The sequence below is a fragment of the Streptomyces sp. TSRI0281 genome (assembly GCF_001905125.1).
GTDB lineage: Bacteria > Actinomycetota > Actinomycetes > Streptomycetales > Streptomycetaceae > Streptomyces.
In genome coordinates, this window is sequence record NZ_LWLE01000004.1 from 261,390 (window position 1) to 277,370 (window position 15,981).

The 15,981-nt window shown below is 70.8% G+C and carries 12 protein-coding genes, 1 tRNA gene and 1 pseudogene; 7 read left to right on the top strand and 7 right to left on the bottom strand.

Features of this window, described 5'->3' with window-relative positions; all coding sequences use genetic code 11:
- Positions 1 to 190 precede the first annotated feature (190 nt).
- The 3 genes and pseudogenes from A6A29_RS11115 to A6A29_RS11125 form a co-directional block, all read right to left on the bottom strand.
- Positions 191 to 1,215: pseudogene (locus tag A6A29_RS11115) on the bottom strand (LacI family DNA-binding transcriptional regulator).
- Positions 1,216 to 1,477: 262 nt separating this feature from the next.
- The gene (locus A6A29_RS11120; RefSeq protein ID WP_073719859.1) at positions 1,478 to 2,728 is read right to left on the bottom strand and encodes a cytochrome P450 family protein; all 1,251 of its coding nucleotides are present in this window, start codon (positions 2,726 to 2,728) and stop codon (positions 1,478 to 1,480) included.
- Complete coding sequence (locus tag A6A29_RS11125) at positions 2,725 to 4,026, bottom strand: cytochrome P450 (RefSeq protein ID WP_073719860.1); 1,302 nt, start codon at positions 4,024 to 4,026, stop codon at positions 2,725 to 2,727. The genes A6A29_RS11120 and A6A29_RS11125 overlap by 4 nt, the downstream gene beginning before the upstream one ends.
- A 308-nt stretch (positions 4,027 to 4,334) precedes the next feature.
- On the opposite strand from A6A29_RS11125, the gene A6A29_RS11130 reads away from it, so the two are divergent.
- The 6 genes from A6A29_RS11130 (at position 4,335) to sph (ending at position 10,231) form a co-directional block, all read left to right on the top strand.
- Positions 4,335 to 4,820 carry a GtrA family protein gene (locus tag A6A29_RS11130; RefSeq protein ID WP_073719861.1) on the top strand — a complete coding sequence of 162 codons (486 nt, stop codon included), beginning with the start codon at positions 4,335 to 4,337 and terminating at the stop codon, positions 4,818 to 4,820.
- A 172-nt stretch (positions 4,821 to 4,992) separates the two neighbouring features.
- Positions 4,993 to 5,712 (top strand): response regulator transcription factor, encoded by a 720-nt coding sequence (locus A6A29_RS11135; RefSeq protein ID WP_073719862.1) that lies wholly within the window; start codon positions 4,993 to 4,995, stop codon positions 5,710 to 5,712.
- A 121-nt stretch (positions 5,713 to 5,833) separates the two neighbouring features.
- Positions 5,834 to 7,753: a sensor histidine kinase gene (locus tag A6A29_RS11140; protein WP_198953046.1), complete on the top strand. Its 1,920-nt coding sequence runs from the start codon at positions 5,834 to 5,836 to the stop codon at positions 7,751 to 7,753.
- 158 nt (positions 7,754 to 7,911) lie between these two features.
- On the top strand, positions 7,912 to 8,376 hold the full coding sequence (locus A6A29_RS11145) for a hypothetical protein (protein WP_073719863.1): 465 nt from the start codon (positions 7,912 to 7,914) through the stop codon (positions 8,374 to 8,376).
- 83 nt (positions 8,377 to 8,459) lie between these two features.
- On the top strand, positions 8,460 to 9,134 hold the full coding sequence (locus tag A6A29_RS11150; protein WP_073719945.1) for a class F sortase: 675 nt from the start codon (positions 8,460 to 8,462) through the stop codon (positions 9,132 to 9,134).
- Between the two features lie 116 nt (positions 9,135 to 9,250).
- Positions 9,251 to 10,231: a sphingomyelin phosphodiesterase gene (gene sph, locus A6A29_RS11155; protein ID WP_073719864.1), complete on the top strand. Its 981-nt coding sequence runs from the start codon at positions 9,251 to 9,253 to the stop codon at positions 10,229 to 10,231.
- A gap of 386 nt (positions 10,232 to 10,617) precedes the next feature.
- Here the strand turns inward: sph and A6A29_RS11160 are convergent.
- Positions 10,618 to 10,705 (bottom strand) — tRNA-Leu (locus A6A29_RS11160).
- A 243-nt stretch (positions 10,706 to 10,948) separates the two neighbouring features.
- Between A6A29_RS11160 and A6A29_RS11165 the strand changes: the two genes are divergently transcribed.
- Positions 10,949 to 12,253, top strand: coding sequence for a DUF2254 domain-containing protein (locus tag A6A29_RS11165; protein ID WP_073719946.1), 1,305 nt, complete (start codon positions 10,949 to 10,951; stop codon positions 12,251 to 12,253).
- 9 nt (positions 12,254 to 12,262) lie between these two features.
- Here the strand turns inward: A6A29_RS11165 and A6A29_RS11170 are convergent, their stop codons facing one another.
- The 3 genes from A6A29_RS11170 to eboE are packed head-to-tail and all read right to left on the bottom strand — an operon-like array spanning position 12,263 to position 15,978.
- Positions 12,263 to 13,354 (bottom strand): sugar phosphate isomerase/epimerase family protein, encoded by a 1,092-nt coding sequence (locus A6A29_RS11170; protein ID WP_073719947.1) that lies wholly within the window; start codon positions 13,352 to 13,354, stop codon positions 12,263 to 12,265.
- Positions 13,355 to 13,408: 54 nt separating this feature from the next.
- On the bottom strand, positions 13,409 to 14,806 hold the full coding sequence (locus A6A29_RS11175) for a nucleotide pyrophosphatase/phosphodiesterase family protein (protein ID WP_073719865.1): 1,398 nt from the start codon (positions 14,804 to 14,806) through the stop codon (positions 13,409 to 13,411).
- The gene (gene eboE, locus A6A29_RS11180) at positions 14,803 to 15,978 is read right to left on the bottom strand and encodes a metabolite traffic protein EboE (protein WP_073719866.1); all 1,176 of its coding nucleotides are present in this window, start codon (positions 15,976 to 15,978) and stop codon (positions 14,803 to 14,805) included. Before eboE ends, A6A29_RS11175 begins: the two co-directional genes overlap by 4 nt.
- Positions 15,979 to 15,981 lie beyond the last annotated feature (3 nt).

Genomic DNA, 15,981 nt, shown 5'->3' on the forward strand with positions numbered 1-15,981 from the left:
CATCCCCCGCCGCGCCGGTACTTCCTTCCACGATCGATCGCGAAGTTATCACGCCGGATCTCCCGCAACCAGGTTCGATTGCAGGCCCGTTGGGACCATTCCGCCACTTCGGACGGGTTGCGCCACGTGGATGGGGCACGATGCGAGACGGCGGGGCACCGCGCCCGGCCGGACGGCTCACCCGGACGGGTCACCCGGACAGGTGGAGCGGCCGGGAATCCCAGCCGGGCGCCGGCCCCGTACTGGCCCGGACGGTGAGCTCCGGAGTCAGCAGCTCGACCTCGTCGGCGCCTCGCCCGGCCGGCTTCGCCACGACCTGCTCCACGGCCCGGCGGCCCATCTCCTGTGCGGATACGGCGACCGAGGTGAGCCGCACCGATGCCTGGGACGCCACCTGATCGGGGCAGACGGCGAGAACCGACACATCCTCGGGGACGGCGCGCCCCTGCTGCTGGAGCAGATTGAGCAGCGGTTCGACGGCGGCCTCGTTCTGGACGATGAATCCGGTGGTGCCCGGCCGCTCGTCGACGATCCGCGCCATCGCCGCGTACCCGCCCTCGCACGGCCGGTGCAGCACGCGTACGCCGGCCTCCCGGGCCGCCGCCCGGACCCCGTCGACCGTCCGCTCGGCGAAACCGGTGTGCCGCTCGTACACGGCCTCCGCCTCCCCGACCAGCGCGAGCTCGCGGTGTCCGAGACCGACGAGATGCTGTACGCACAGGGCCCGGTCGCCTCGAAGTCGAGGTCCACGCAGGTCAGCCCGGCCGTGTCGGCGGGCCGCCCGATGAGCACCGCGGCCCGGCCGGTCTCCCGGATCAGCGGCAGCCGCTCGTCGTGCAGTTCGACGTCCATCAGGATCATCGCGTCGGCGAGTGAGCTCCCCGCGATCGGCCGCACGGCCTCGGGCCCCTCCTCGCCGGTGAGCAGCAGGACGTCGTAGCCGTGGGTGCGGGCGGTGGTGGCGACGGCGATGGCGATCTCCATCATCACCGGCACATACATGTCGGTACGCAGGGGCACCATGAGGGCGATGATGTTGGAGCGGCTGCTGGCGAGGGCGCGCGCACCCGCGTTGGGGTGGTGGCCGAGCTGCTGAATGCTGAGTTCCACGCGCTCCCGGGTGGAGGCGGAGATGGACCGCTTGCCGCTGAGGACATAGCTCACCGTGCTCGCTGACACTCCGGCGTGCTGGGCGACCTCGGCAAGGGTGACCATTCAGCTCTCCACTACGGGTTGACGGGCGCGCGGGTCGACGGGCGTCATGGGTGCACGGGACGTGACGAGTTCACCGAACCGGGAGACCCGGGTGGCGCCGCTAAGCGCTTCGACGCACCTCACCCACCACCCTCCCCGCTGATCCGACGGGCACGGACACCCGGAGACCGGACGGGACGCCCCGCACTGTCCAGGGGCGTCGTCGAAGCGCTTCGACGACCGCGCTTCGACAACCTGGACGGTGCGGGCCTGTGGCCACCGCTCACCCCAGCAGTACGGGGAAGGACTCCATGTCGTTCTGTGTCATCACCGGCAGCTTGCGGATCTCGTCGTCCGGGACGGCGAGGCGCAGCCCGGGGAACCGTCCGAACAGGGCGGGCAGGGCGATGGCCGCCTCCACCCGTGAGAGGGCGGCTCCCGGGCAGATGTGCGGACCGTGGCCGAACGTCATGTGCCGGATGGGGGCGGGCCGGGTGATGTCGAAGGCGTCGGCGTCGGCGCCGTGCTGCTCGATGTCCCGCCCGATGGCCCGGTAGGAGATGACGACTCCCTCGCCCTCCTTGATCACGTCGTCGCCGACCGGGATGTCCTCGGTGGCGAACCGCATCAGCAGATGAGTGGTGGGGGTGTCCCAGCGCAGTGTCTCCTCGATCACCGCCTCCCACCCGATGTGCCCGCCCAGCACCATCCGCAACTGGTCGGGGTGCGCGAGCAGAGCGCGTACGGCGTTGAGAATGAGCCCGATGGTGGTCTCGTGGCCGGCGGCCACCATCGCCTTCAGATTGCCCACCACCTCCTCCTCGGTGAGCGGCTCCCCGCCCTCCTCGGCCAGGATCAGTGCGCTGGTGAGGTCGTCGCCCGGCCGCGCGGTCCGCTCCCGTACCAGGGCGTAGTAGAAGACGTCCAGCTCGTCGAGCAGCGCCAGCCGTTCCTCCTGCGGGGTGAGCATCGAGAAGAACGCCTTGTACCGCTTCATCAGCATCGGATGCTGATCCTCGTCCACCCCCATCAGCATGCCGACGACCCGCATCGGCAGCGGCTGGGCGAACACGGACTTGAGGTCGACGACCCCGTCCCTGCCCTGTTCCGCGAGGGAGTCGAGCAGTTCCCCGGTGAACTTCTCGATGTCCGGACGCAGCGCTTCGAGCCGGCGCGGGGTGAGGGCCTGGGAGGTCTTGGTGCGCAGCCGCCGGTGTTCGGCGCCGTCCACCGTGAACATCGAACGCCCCGCGTCGATCATTCCGATCAGCGGCCAGGCCCGGGTCACCGCCCCGCTGCGCCAGAGCGCCCAGGCGTCGATGTCCTTCACCAGCCGGGGATCGACGAGGAGTTGGCGGGCCTCCGCGTGCCGGGTGACGGTCCAGGCTGGGACGCCGAGCAGCTCGATCCGGGCGAGCGTCCCGGCGTCCCGCAGCCGGGCGGTCTCGCCGTCCAGATCCTGGACCATCGGGTCGATGGCCACGGTCCCGACACCCGGTTCGGCGCCATGGGCGGCAGCGTGAGGGCAGTTCACGACGGATCTCCTGTCGTACGTACGGGAGTGAAGCGGACGGGAAGCGCGGTCATCCCGCGCAGGAACGCGGACGGCCGGCGGACCAGTTCCGCCGCGGGAACGGCCAGTTCGAGGTCGGGCAGCCGGTCCAGCAGGACCTCGATGCCGGTGCGGGCGATGGTCTCGGCGATCTCCTGGGCGGGGAACGGGCAGCGGTACTCGCCGTGGCTGAACGCGAGATGCGCGTTGTTGCCGCCCTGCCCCGAACCGGTTCCGGGGGACGAGAGCTGCTGGCGGATGTGCGGATCGGCGTTGGCCGCGCCGAGGCCGAGCAGCAGCATGTCGCCGCTCCGGATGTTCCGGCCGCCCAGATGTGTGTCGCGGGCCGCCCAGCGTCCGGCGAGGATCTGGGTCGGACCGTCCTCCCACAGAACCTCGTTCATGGCTTCGGCGACGCTGTGCCGCCCGCCCGAGAGGGAGGCGGCGAACTGGTCCTCCGTGAGCATCAGGCGCATGGAGTTGCCGATCCAGTCGGCGGTGGTCAGGTGCCCGGCCGCGGTGATGGCCATGAGGTCGAGCGCGTACTCCTCGTCGGTGAACGGCTCGGGGTGCGCGAGCATCCGGGAGGTCACATCGTCCCCGGGTGCCGACCGCTTGGTCTCCACCAGCCGCCGCATGTGCTCGCCGAAACGGGCATGGGCCTCCTGGGCTCCCGCCCCGCCGTCGGCCAGGTCCTTGAGCACCCGGGCGATGTCCGCGCCTTCGGCGTCGGGGAAGCCGACCAGCCGGGCGAGCACCAGGACGGGGAGCGGTACGGCGAACTCGGCGACGAGATCGGCCGTGCCCCGGCTGCAGACGTCGTCGATGAGCCGGTCGGCGAGCTGTTCGCAGTGCGACCGGATCTCGAACGGGTCCGCCCCTTCCAGGGCGGGCCCCACCATCCGGGCGTGCCGCAGGTGTTCGGCCCCCGCGGTGAAGTAGATGGACGGCATGGGCCGCCCGACCATCGGCAGCAGCGGCCAGTCCTCGGGGATGTGCCCCCACTGATTCCACAACGCGACGTCCCGGGGGAAGAGTTCCCCGTCGCTGGTGACCTGGTGGAGTTCGCGGTAGCCGATGACCAGCCAGGCAGGCACCCCGCCGGGCAGTTCGACGGGGACGACGGGCCCGTGCTCGCTCCGCATGGTGCGGTAGAGCACCTGGGGCTCGGTGGTGAAGTCGGCTCCCCCCAGGGGCACGGCGCCCGGAACGCGGCCTAAGGGGCAGCCACCACCCGCACTTGTCGTGGAAGCGGACGCGGTGGGCAGGGGGTTCGTCATCGTACGGACTCCAATGGCGACGGCTTCGCGCGTTGCGACCATACGATCAACGCGGCACCACTATAAGGAGGTTCCGTGAAGCCCAGAGGGTCCAACAGACCCTTTCCTGACCCTTTCCGATCACGCGCGCCCGACATCTGCGCATGATTGATCACAAGATCGACAGGGGGGGAGCTGGCTACCAGGTCCCTCTGGGGGATAACCCTCAGTGAAGTCGGGGTCTATTTGGGTCGCCCGGAGGACGCCCGGCCCATAGATTCTGAGGTGGAATCAACGCACCGCTCGCCATCCCCTACGGAGGAACCCCCGTGACCGCCCCCTCGCACCGTCCGCACCGGCAGCCGTTCGCGGCCCACCCGCTTGTCGCGGCGTTCGTGCGCTTCGTCGTCTGCGGCGGCGGGGTCGGGGTCGCCTCCAGCGGCGTGCTCGTGCTGCTGGACGGACGGCTGCCGCTGGTGCTGGCCAACGCCCTGGTCACGGTCGTCTCCACGGTGATCGCGACGGAGCTGCACCGCCGCATATCCTTCCGGAGCGGTCGCGGGGGCTGGGGTGTTCACCTCCAGTCCGGCCTGACGGCCGCCGTGAGCTACGCGTTCACCACCGGCGCGCTGCTCGCCCTGTACGCCCTCGACCCGTCGCCGTCCGCGCTCCTCGCGCAGACCGTCTATCTGTCGGCATCCGCGCTGGCGGGGGCCGGCCGGTTCGCGCTGCTGCGGATCGTGGTCTTCGCCGAGCGGCCGAGCACGGCGAAGAGCGCCGTCCTCGGCAAGTCCGCCGTGACGATGGCCGCGTAACGCCTCCGGTGGACCGGATCGCCGTCCACGCCCCGTGGAACAGCGCCGCGCCCCGGCGCGTCTCTGCCTCCGGCCACGCGGCGGCTCACGCCCTCACACCGCCAGGACCCGCCGCCGGTCCCGCCCGAGCCCGTAGCCGGGCCGTGTTTCGCACTCGCATACGATCGGCCGTGTGTGTGCAAACGTCATAGTCGCCGAAGACGACGAGAAGCAGGCCGAACTCGTACGCCGCTACCTCGAACGGGAGGGGCACGCCGTACGGGTCGTGGGCGACGGGCTCGCCGCGCTCGAAGAAGTGCGGCACCGTGAGCCGGATCTGCTCCTGCTCGATGTGATGATGCCGAGGGCCGACGGCCTGGACGTGGTACGGGTGCTGCGGGCCGAGGGCCGGGAGCTGCCCGTGCTGATGCTGACGGCCCGCACCACGGAGGACGATCTGCTGCTCGGGCTCGATCTCGGGGCGGACGACTACATGACCAAGCCGTACAGCCCGCGCGAGCTGATGGCACGGGTCCGTACGCTGCTGCGCCGCACCCGTCGTACGGGACCGGAGGCGCCCGCGGTGTCCCAGGTGCTGCGGGTGGGGACGCTGACGGTGGATCCCGAACGGCACGAGGTGGCGGTGGGGGGTGAGCAGAAGGAGTGCACACCGGGTGAGTTCAGGATCCTGGCCGCGATGGCGGCCGAGCCCGACCGGGTCTTCAGCCGTCAGCGGCTCCTGGAGGAGCTGCACGGTTTCGACCGCTACATCGGGGACCGGACGGTCGATGTGCACGTGATGAACCTGCGGAAGAAGATCGAGCCGGCCCCGCGCCGCCCGGTCAGACTGCTGACGGTCTTCGGTGTCGGCTACAAACTGACGGACCCGGCCAAGGGACTCCCGCGTGCCTAGGGTCTCCCGCGTGCCGGGCGGCTCCCGCCCGGACAGCGCCGATGAGGCCCGCGCCGGAGCGCACGAGCCCGGTCCGACGGGCCCTGAGGGCACCACCGGGGCGGTCCGGACCCGCCTGCCCCTGCGCAAGAGCCTGTTCGGGCGGCTGCTCGGCGTGTCCGCGCTGGTGGCGGCCTGTTCGGTGGCGGCGACCGCCTGGCTGGCCGTGCAGACCACCTCCGGGGCGATCAAGCAGGAGCAGGGGCAGAACCTCACCGCCGACGCCCGGATCTACGACACCCTGCTGGGTTACGCGGCCCGCAACTCCACCTGGGACGGCGTCGGGGCGACCGTGGCGGAACTGGCCAGGCAGTCCGGGCGCAGGGTCGCGCTGACCACCCAGGGCCGTCAGCCCCTCGCCGACTCCGCAGCCCAGCAGACCCCGCCCGCACTGCCCCCGCAGGCGTCCGCGGTCGTCGACCCGTTGTCCGTGGACACCGTCCTGGCGTCCGCGAACGCCGACCGCGCCGGGGCGGCCGACGGCCGGGTCGACGCGCGTGCGGTCGGCCCGTTCCGGCTGTCGGCCGCGGAGCGTACGAGGTTGCGGCAGGCCGCCGACCGGAACGTGGCGTGCCTGAGCCGGGCAGGGATCGCCTCGGACGTGGTCGTGGAACCGAGCGGACGGCCCCGTATCCAGATCGTGGGCAACGACCCCGAGCGGGCACTGGGCACCAGGTGCGACACCGACGCGCTGAACGATCCCACCCGCACCGAGAAGAAGGCGCTGGCCGCACTCAACGAGCTGGCCGACGCCTGCCTCGAACGTCAGGGCCGCAGCGCCGTGCGGCTCAACCAGGATCTCTCCTGGGGGCAGGAGGCCATACCCACGCCCATGCCCATGCCCATGCCGACCGAGGCTCCGGTGACGCTCCCCGCCCCGACCGACAGGCCCGCGGTACAGACCGGTGAGGGCGACCGGGCCATCGCCTCGTGCGTGGGCACGGCGCGCCGCGAGCAGCTCAGCTCCTACGTGGCCTCCCCCGCCCTGCTGTTCATCGGTGACGAGGGCGGCACCACCGTGCCCGGTTTCGCGCTCTCTCCGGCGAACACCGCCAAGATCGCCGGTGTCGCCGCTCTCGTGCTGGCGCTCACCGTGGGTGCCTCGGTGCTCGCGGGTGCCCGGCTCGTGCGCCCGCTGCGCGCGCTGACCGGCGCCGCACAGCGCATGCGCGACGGTGAGGAACCGGCCTCGGTCCCCGTCACGTCCGACAATGAGATCGGCAGGCTGGCCACCGCGTTCAACGACATGTCGGCGCACCGGGCGCGCCTGGAGGCGCAGCGCAAGGCGATGGTCAGCGATGTCGCCCATGAGCTGCGGACCCCGCTGAGCAACATCCGGGGCTGGCTGGAGGCGGCCCAGGACGGTCTGGCCGATCCCGATCCGGCGTTCGTCTCCTCGCTGCTGGAGGAGGCGGTGCAGTTGCAGCACATCATCGACGACCTCCAGGACCTGTCCGCGGCCGACGCGGGCGTGCTGCGGCTGCACCCCGAGCGGGTACGGATCGAGGAGCTGCTGGCCCAGGTCGCCGCCGCGCACCAGGGCCGGGCCGAGACAGGGGGCGTGACGCTGACGGTGGACGCCGCACCCGGCCCCGCAGGCGAAGCGGATCCGGTACTGGAAGCGGACCCCGTGCGGCTGCGGCAGGCCATCGGCAATCTCGTCTCCAACGCGCTGCGCCACACCCCGGCGGGCGGCCGGGTGACGCTGCGTGCGTACGGCTCCGAGTCCGGGGAGCACATCGTCGTCGAGGTGGTGGACACGGGCAACGGGATCTCGCCCGAGGACCTCCCCCATGTCTTCGACCGCTTCTGGCGCGCGGAGAAGTCCCGCAGCCGCCGCACGGGAGGCAGTGGCCTCGGGCTCTCCATCGTCCGCAAACTCACCGAGGCCCACGGCGGTACGGCCGGTGCGGCGAGCACCGAGGGGGCCGGATCGGTCTTCACGCTCCGGCTGCCCACGACGTCCCGTGCCGCGGCGGACGTGCCTGGAGCGAGGGCCTGAGGGCGGCCCGACAGGGGCCCGACGCGAGGGCTGATGGGATGACCACAGCGTCCTGACAGCTTCTTCATAACTTCACGCCAGCCTGGCCCCATGCCCCGTACCCGGTGCGAACCACCTCCGGGTCCGACACGGGGCCGAGCTGGAATGGAGCCATCTGTATGACCGCTCGTCTCACACTGCGTACCGTCGTGCTCGCCGCCGTCGCGGCAGGTGCGGTGCTCGCCCCGTCGGCCGCGGCCTTCGCCGACAGCACGCCCAAGCCGGCGACCCCGCGCGTCGAGAAGACCCCTTCACCCGTCGGGTCCGAGGTCGCCGCGCAGCCGACGGCCAAGCCCCGTGACAGCGGTGCGGGCGAAAGCGCCGCACCGACCGTCAAGCCCCGCGGTGGCGTCGCCGCCGGTGACCGCCCCGCACCGGCCGTCAAGACCCGTGGCGACGCGGGCGCCGGCGAAAGCGCCGCACCGACCGTCAAGCCCCGTGGCGGCGTCGCCGCCGGTGACCGCCCCGCCGGTGGCGGGGACAGCACCACCGCACTCGTCGGATCGGCCGCCGGCGCGATGCTGCTGGCGGGCGCGGGCACCATCGTGCTGCGTCGCCGTTCCGCGGCCCACCGCAACGGCTGACCTGCCGTCATCACCCACCAGTGACCGTGGCGCCGTCCCACCGGACGGCGCCACGGTCGGTCGTCGTCCCGTCCGGCTGGAGCCTGCCCGTGTCCCGTACATACCACCCGTTCCGGCGCGCTGCCGGAATACTGCCCGCCATCGCCGCCTGCGTCGCCCTGGCGGGGTGTTCCTCCACGGCGTCGGACACCTCACCGTCCGCTGCCGGGTCCGCGTCCTCCGCGCGCTCCGGCTCGGATTCGTCCGGCACTGAATCGTCCGGGTCCTCCGGGTCCAACGCGCCCACCCCGCCTCCGCGGGCGGGGAAGACCGAACCGGTGAGTCCCGCCTCGGTCTCCATCCCGTCCGTCGGCGTGAACAGCACCGTCATGCGGCTCGGCCTCAACGCGGACGGCACCGTCGAGGTCCCGCCCGCCGAACAGGGCATGACCGTGGGCTGGTACACCGGCGGAGCCGTACCGGGGAAGCCCGGTGCCGCGGTGCTCATAGGCCACAACGACACCCGGTTCGGCAGGGCCGTCTTCCACGATCTGAAGAAGATCCGCAAGGGCGCCGACATCTCGGTGCGCGACAAGGCCGGAAAGACCGTCCACTTCACGGTCACCGGCACGGAGACCGTCGACAAGAAGGCGTTCCCCACCGACAAGGTCTACGGATCCACCGACGGCAGCACGCTGCGGCTCATCACCTGTGACGGCACCTTCGACGCGAACGGACATCCCGTGGACAACCTCATCGTGTACGCCGCGCTGCGCTGAATCCGGATGGCAGCCGACCGTAAAGATTGCAGGCATCCCATGTCTACCGGCGGGTAACTGCCGCTGCTTTGATGGGTGGCACGGTCCACCCCCTCTCAGCAGAAGCAGGAGACCCCGTGCCCCACACCGCACTCCGCCGCCTCTCCGGCGTGACGCTTTCCGCCGCGCTCGCCGCCGTCACGCTGGCCGTCGACACCCCGCAGGCGACGGCAGCCGAAACGCCGTCGCTACGGGTACTGACGTACAACGCGTTCATCTTCAGCAAGAATCTCTACCCCAACTGGGGCCAGGACCACCGGGCGGCGGAGATACCGAAGACGTCGTTCTTCCGGGGCAACGACGTGGTCGTGCTCCAGGAGGCGTTCGACAACTCGGCCTCCGACGCCCTGCTGCGCAACGCGTCCGCCCAGTACCCGTACCAGACCCCGGTGGTGGGCCGGAGCAGGAGCGGCTGGGACGCCACCGGCGGGTCCTACTCGGCCACGACTCCTGAGGACGGCGGGGTGGCCGTACTGAGCAAGTGGCCGATCGTCCGCAAGGAACAGTACGTCTTCAAGGACGCCTGCGGCGGCGACTGGTGGTCCAACAAGGGCTTCGCGTACGCCCAGTTGAATGTGAACGGCACCCCGGTCCACATCGTCGGCACCCACACCCAGTCGACGGACCCCGGATGTTCGGCGGGCGAGGCGGCACAGATGCGCAGCCGTCAGTTCAAGGCGATCGACACCTTCCTCGACGCCAAGAAGATCCCCGCCTCCGAACAGGTCATCGTGGCGGGCGACCTCAACGTCGACTTCCACTCCGCCGAATACGCGTCCCTGCTCACCGACGCGGGCCTGACCGCCGCCGACGCGCGGACCGGCCACCCGTACTCCTTCGACACCCGGGACAACTCGATCGCCGCCGAGCGCTACCCCGACGACCCCCGCGAGGACCTCGACCACGTCCTGCACCGCGCGGGCCACGCGAAGCCGTCCGGGTGGACGAACGACGTGATCAAGGAAGAGAGCGCACCCTGGACAGTCTCCAGCTGGGGCACGGACTACACGTACACCAACCTCTCCGACCACTACCCGGTGATCGCGTCGGGGCGCTAGCACTCCCGGGACCACGCGGGTACGCCACGGAGCGAGCGAGGTGCTGCGCGGCGGCAACACCTACTGGGCCCCCAACGTCCCATGGGTTGGGGCTCATCCCCGTACGTTGGGGGTGAGCCCCTGCTGTCATGAAGGAACCACCTCCATGTCGACGTCGTCGGCCGGCTCCTGAAAGCGCTACGCAGCCACCAGCAAGCCACGGGGGTCCATCAACGGGCGGCGAGGCATACCACCTGACCCAACTGGACCCAGTACACCGACCACGGCCCGGACGAGACCGGGCTCGGAGCCGTGGCCCGCACTGCCGAAGCCACCGTATTCCTGACGGGCACGGGCCACGGGTAGCCTGGAAAAGCAAAAAACCCCAGGTCAACTGGGGTTTTCACTGGTGTCCGAGGGGGGACTTGAACCCCCACGCCCGATAAAGGGCACTAGCACCTCAAGCTAGCGCGTCTGCCATTCCGCCACCCGGACAAGGTGTCTGTCGTTCGCGGTGTGTTTCCCCGCGGCGACAAAGAAAACAATACCAGGGGTTCAGGGCGGCTCTCACCTGCATATCCGGTGGTCAGTGCGGTGCGGCGGGTACTGGCGACACGATCGTGCCGCACCGCCGACGGGCGTTCACCCGGTGTCGTTGATCGCGCACCCAGCGTGCGGCTTGCCGGGTGTCCGGCGATGTCCACGGTCCTCGGGGTCCGCGGCGTTACCTTCGCGTGCATGAGTGATCGCGGCTATCGGCGGCCCCGTGCGCTGTCCCCCCTGCGCGAGCATCTGCGCGACACGTTCTGGTTCGCGCCGACCCTGGGGTGCGTGTGTGTCTTCGTGCTGTGGTGGATCACCTCCACGCTGGACACGGAGATCGTCACGTACCTCCAGGACGAACAGGCGTACGAGGAACTCGGCGACCTGATCTCGTTCGCCCAGGACGCGAAGACGATCGTCACCACGATCAGCTCGGCGATGATGACCTTCATCGGTGTCGTGTTCAGCATCTCGCTGGTGGCGGTGCAGATGGCGAGCGGGCAGCTCACGCCGCGGGTGGTGCGGATCTTCGTCAGGAGCCGGATCAGCAAGCTCACGCTGACGGTGTTCCTGGCGACGTTCCTGTTCTCCCTGCTGGTCCTCACCTCGTACGAGAGTGAGGCCGACCCGCGCCGGGTCACCTCCGTACCGCTGGTGCAGAGCATGCTGACGCTGGGGCTGGTCGGCCTGAGTCTGCTGCTGTTCATCGCCTATGTGAGTGCCACCCTGCGGCTCATGCAGGTGGGACCGGTCGTCGACCGCATCACACGTGAGTCGTTGAGGGTGCTCGGGCGGATGCCCGGTGGGGCGCTGTCCGAGGAACCTCTCGCGCCCGAGACCGGCCGGCTCATGCATACGGGGCGGGCGGGGGTCCTGCGGGACGTGAATGTGGCGCGGCTGGTACGAGCCGCGCGGCGGCAGGACGTCGTGCTGCGGCTGATCCCGCGGATCGGTGATTTCGTGGTGCCCGGGACGCCGGTCCTGGCCGTCCACGGCGGGACTGCCCCGCCCCGGCACGCGCTGACGTACACGGTGTCGGTCGGCGTCGAACGCGCGCTGCACCAGGATCTCGGCTTCGGACTGCGTCAGCTCTCGGACATCGCGTTGCGGGCCCTGTCCTCCGCGGTGAACGACCCGACCACCGCCGTGCAGTGCCTGGACCGGGTCGTGCAGTTCCTCGCGGCGGTGGTGCGGCTGCCGCTCGGCGCGGTGCACCACCGGGACGGGGCCGGCCGGGTGCGGCTCGTCCAGGACGTGCCCGGGTGGACGGATCTGGTGGATCTCGCGTTCGAGGAGATCCGCGGGTGCTCGGCGGGGACTCCGCAGGTCACCCGGCGCCTGCTGGCCGGGATCGACGATCTGCTGCTGCTCGCTCCCGAGGATCGGCGAAGGCCCCTGCTCCGGCACCGTGCGCTGCTGGTGCAGGCGGTGGAGCGCACGGTGCCGGAGGCGGCGGAGCGGGAGTTCGCGCTGTCCCCCGACCATCAGGGGATCGGCTGAGCGGGGCCGTCAGTCCCCGCAGCGGCCCTCGCGCAGCGAGTGCAGGTGCTCGCTGGACTTGCGGGCGAAGGCCATGGAGTCGACCGGGTTGTCGTGCTCGGTCTGCCAGTGGTGGTAGGTGCGGCCGCGGTGGGTCCGGTGGGTCACCTTGGACAGGAACGTCTTGTAGTCGATGTCCCCGTCACCGACGTCCGACATGCGGTAGCCGTCGCGGGCGGTGTCGTCGCGGATGCCGTCCTTGACATGGAACAGGGGGTAGCGGTCGGGGTGCTTGAGCACGTACTTCAGCGGATCCAGGGGGGCCGGGGTGCCGTCCGCCCTCCTGGAGAAGCGGAACTGCGCGCAGTAGGCCCAGTAGATGTCCAGCTCCAGATAGACCAGGTCGGGATCGGTCTCGGCGAGCAGGACGTCGTAGAGGCGTACGTCCGGCCTGTCGGTCGCGAAGGAGAACTCCTCGGCGTGGTTGTGCTGGTAGAACTTCATGCCGCGCTTGCGGGCGGCGGCGCCATAGGTGTTGAACTCCTCGGCGACGCGCTTCCAGCCGTCGACCGTGGAGCCGTAGCGGAACGGTCCGGAGGGCGTGCCTATGTGCTTGAGGCCGAGGGCCTCGGCGTCGTCCAGAACCTTGGTGAGGTTCTGGGCGAAGGTGTACGCCCCCGGGTTGTTGTCGTCGGAGTGGCCGACGTGGCTGCCGATGGGGTTCAGCCCGTGGTCCCGGGCCAGCCTCTTGAGCTGGGCGAGGGTGAGGGCGCCGGCCGAGCCCTGGGTGTATCCGGCGAACTCGATCTCGTCGTAGCCGTACTCCTCCAGCTCGGCGAAGACGGCGGCGAAGCCGAGGGTGGAGATCTTGTCACGGAGGCTGTAGAGCTGGATGCCCAGGCGGCCGGGGGGCAGGACGGCGCGGCCCTTGCCGTGGTCCCCGTGCTGGTGGCCGTGGCCGTGGCCGTGACCGTTGCCCTCGGCGCCGGCCCGGTCGCGGCTGTCGGCACTGGCGGTGGCGGCGCCGACGATGGAGGCCGCGGTGGCTCCGGCGGCGACGCCGAGAATGTTGCGGCGGCTGAGTCTGCGCGCGAGTTCGGAGTCCTTCGGGGTGCGGCTCATGATCACGTAACTCCCTTGATGAGACCTGATGGGTAAGCGGGTCCGGCAGGGCTGTCAGTGCAGTCCGGCAAGCTGGAGGAGCAGGGACTTCACTTCGGTGGCCCGGACCCGTCCGGGGAAGGCGTGGGGGGTGGAGCAGAGGATGAGCGGACCTTCGTCGTCGCTCGTGGGGAGGCGGCCGTGGCTGCCGCGAATAGGTGACGGGTCGAGAGGGACGACCGCCATGCGATAGCGCATGCCCAGCTTCTTGCGGGCGACCGCCGTGACGGCCTTGACCCGGACGTAGGGGTCCTGAGGGTCCATGAAGAGCTCGACGGGGTCGTAGCCGGGTTTGCGGTGGATCTCGACGAGCTGTGCGAAGTCGGGGGCGCGGGCGTCGTCGAGCCAGTAGTAGTACGTGAACCAGGCGTCCTTCTCCGCCACGGCGACGAGTTCGCCGGAGCGGGGGTGGTCCAGATGGTGGGCCTTCTTGCCCTCGTCGTCCAGGAGTTGGTCGATGCCGGGCAGGTCCGCGAGGGCTTCGCGGGTGGCTTCGAGATCCTCGGGACGGCGTACGTAGATATGGGCGATCTGGTGGTCGGCGACGGCGAAGGCACGGGAGGCCATCGGGTCGAGGTATTCCATGCCGTCCTGGGTGTGCACCTCCAGCAGCCCCGCCCGGCGCAGCGCCCGGTTGATGTCGACGGGCCGCTCGACGCGGGTGATCCCGTATTCGGAGAGCGCGACGACGGTACGGCCTTCGGCGCGGGCGTCGGCGAGCAGCGGGGCGACGGCCCGGTCGAGGTCGGTGGCCGCCCGGTGGGAGCGGGGGTCGTCGGGGCCGTAGCGCTGAAGGTCGTAGTCGAGGTGGGGCAGGTAGCACAGGGCGAGGTCGGGGGTGCGGGTGGCGAGGATGTGCCGGGTGGCGTCGATGATCCACTGGGAGGAGACGAGGTCGGCTCCGGGGCCCCAGAAGTGGAAGAGGGGGAAGGTGCCGAGCTTGTCGGTGAGCTCGTCGTGCAGGGCCGGGGGCCTGGTGTAGCAGTCGGGCTCCTTGCGGCCGTCGGCGTAGTAGACGGGGCGCGGGGTCACGGTGTAGTCGGTGTCGGCGCCCATCGCGTACCACCAGCAGATGTTGGCGACGGTGTAGCCCGGGTGGGCCCGGCGGGCCGCGTCCCAGAGCCTGTCGCCCTCGACGAGTCCGTTGTGCTGGCGCCACAGCAGGACGTCGCCGAGCTCGCGGAAGTACCAGCCGTTGGCGACGATGCCGTGCTCGGCGGGGGTGGTTCCGGTCAGGAAGGTGGACTGGGCGGCACAGGTGACGGCGGGCAGGACGGTGGAGAGCGGTGCCTGGGCGCCCGATGCGGCCATGGCCCTGAGGTTCGGCATATGGGCGAGGAGCTGGGGGGTGAGGCCGACGACGTCCAGGACGAGGAGGGGGGTGGGGGCGCTGTCCTTCACGGGGGTGCTCATGGGAGCTCCTTGAGGCCGAGGTCGACCAGGAGGTCGCGGGCGAGGGTGAGTTCGGCGGCGATGCCGTCGGCCAGCTGGGTGCGGTTGCGGGGCCGCAGCTCGGCCGGGAGGGCCTGCCAGGTGTACGTCTCGACCTCCAGGTGCCGGGTCAGGGGCAGCGCGCCGCCGACGAGCCGGGCGAGCGTGTCGCGGAGCACGGGGAGGGTGGAGGTGAGCGGGGGCGCCGGTGGTGCGTGCAGCGGTACGTGGAAGTGGGAGCGCCACGGGCTGCCGTCCGGTAACGCCCGGCCGGCCAGCGCCTCGTCGAGGTCGTCGGTTCCGAGCAGCCCGGTGGCGGTACGGGTGCGGGTCTGGTGCAGGAAGCGGGGCTCGGCGAAGGCGGCGAGCGCGGTGCGCACCTCGGGCAGATGGGGGTGTTCGGCGTGCAGGGCGGCGGAGAGCTGGGACTTGACGACCGGCACACCGGCGGTGGCCAGGGCGTCCAGCGCGGTGCCGGGGTCCTCGAAGGAGGTGGCGAGGTGGCAGGTGTCGACGCAGATACCGATGCGGTCGTGCCCCACCTCGGTGAGCGGGGCGATGGCGTCGGCGGTGGTCTCCACGGTGCAGCCGGGTTCCGGTTCGAGGCCGATCCGGATCGACTTGCCGGTCAGCTCGGCGAGGACGTCGAGGCGCTGGGCCAGAGTGATGAGGGCCTTGCGCGCGGCGCGGGCGGCCTCGGCGTCCCCGGTGTACGGGGTGCGCCAGGCGATCGGCAGGGTGGAGATGGTGCCTTCGCCGATGTCGTCGGGCAGCAGGGCGGCGAGGAGACGGGCGAGGTCGGTGGTGTGGGAGAGCCGTTCGGGGTCGGTCCAGTCCGGTTTGTAGACGCGGTACTTGACCTCCTCGGCGCCGAAGCCCTCGTAGGGGAAGCCGTTGAGGGTGACCACTTCGAGACCGCGTCGGTCCAGCTCGGCACGGAGCGAACGCAGCTCGGCGGGGTCGTTGATCAGGGCGTGTGCGGCATCCTTGGCGAGCCAGAGGCCGATGCCCAGGCGGTCACGTCCGAGACGTCTGCGTACCGGTTCGCAGTGGTCGCGCAGTTGGGCGCGGACTCCGTCGAGGCTCTCGGCGGGATGCACGTTGGTGCAGTAGGAGAGGTGGACGGTGGAGCCGTCGGGATGGCGGAAGCGCATCGC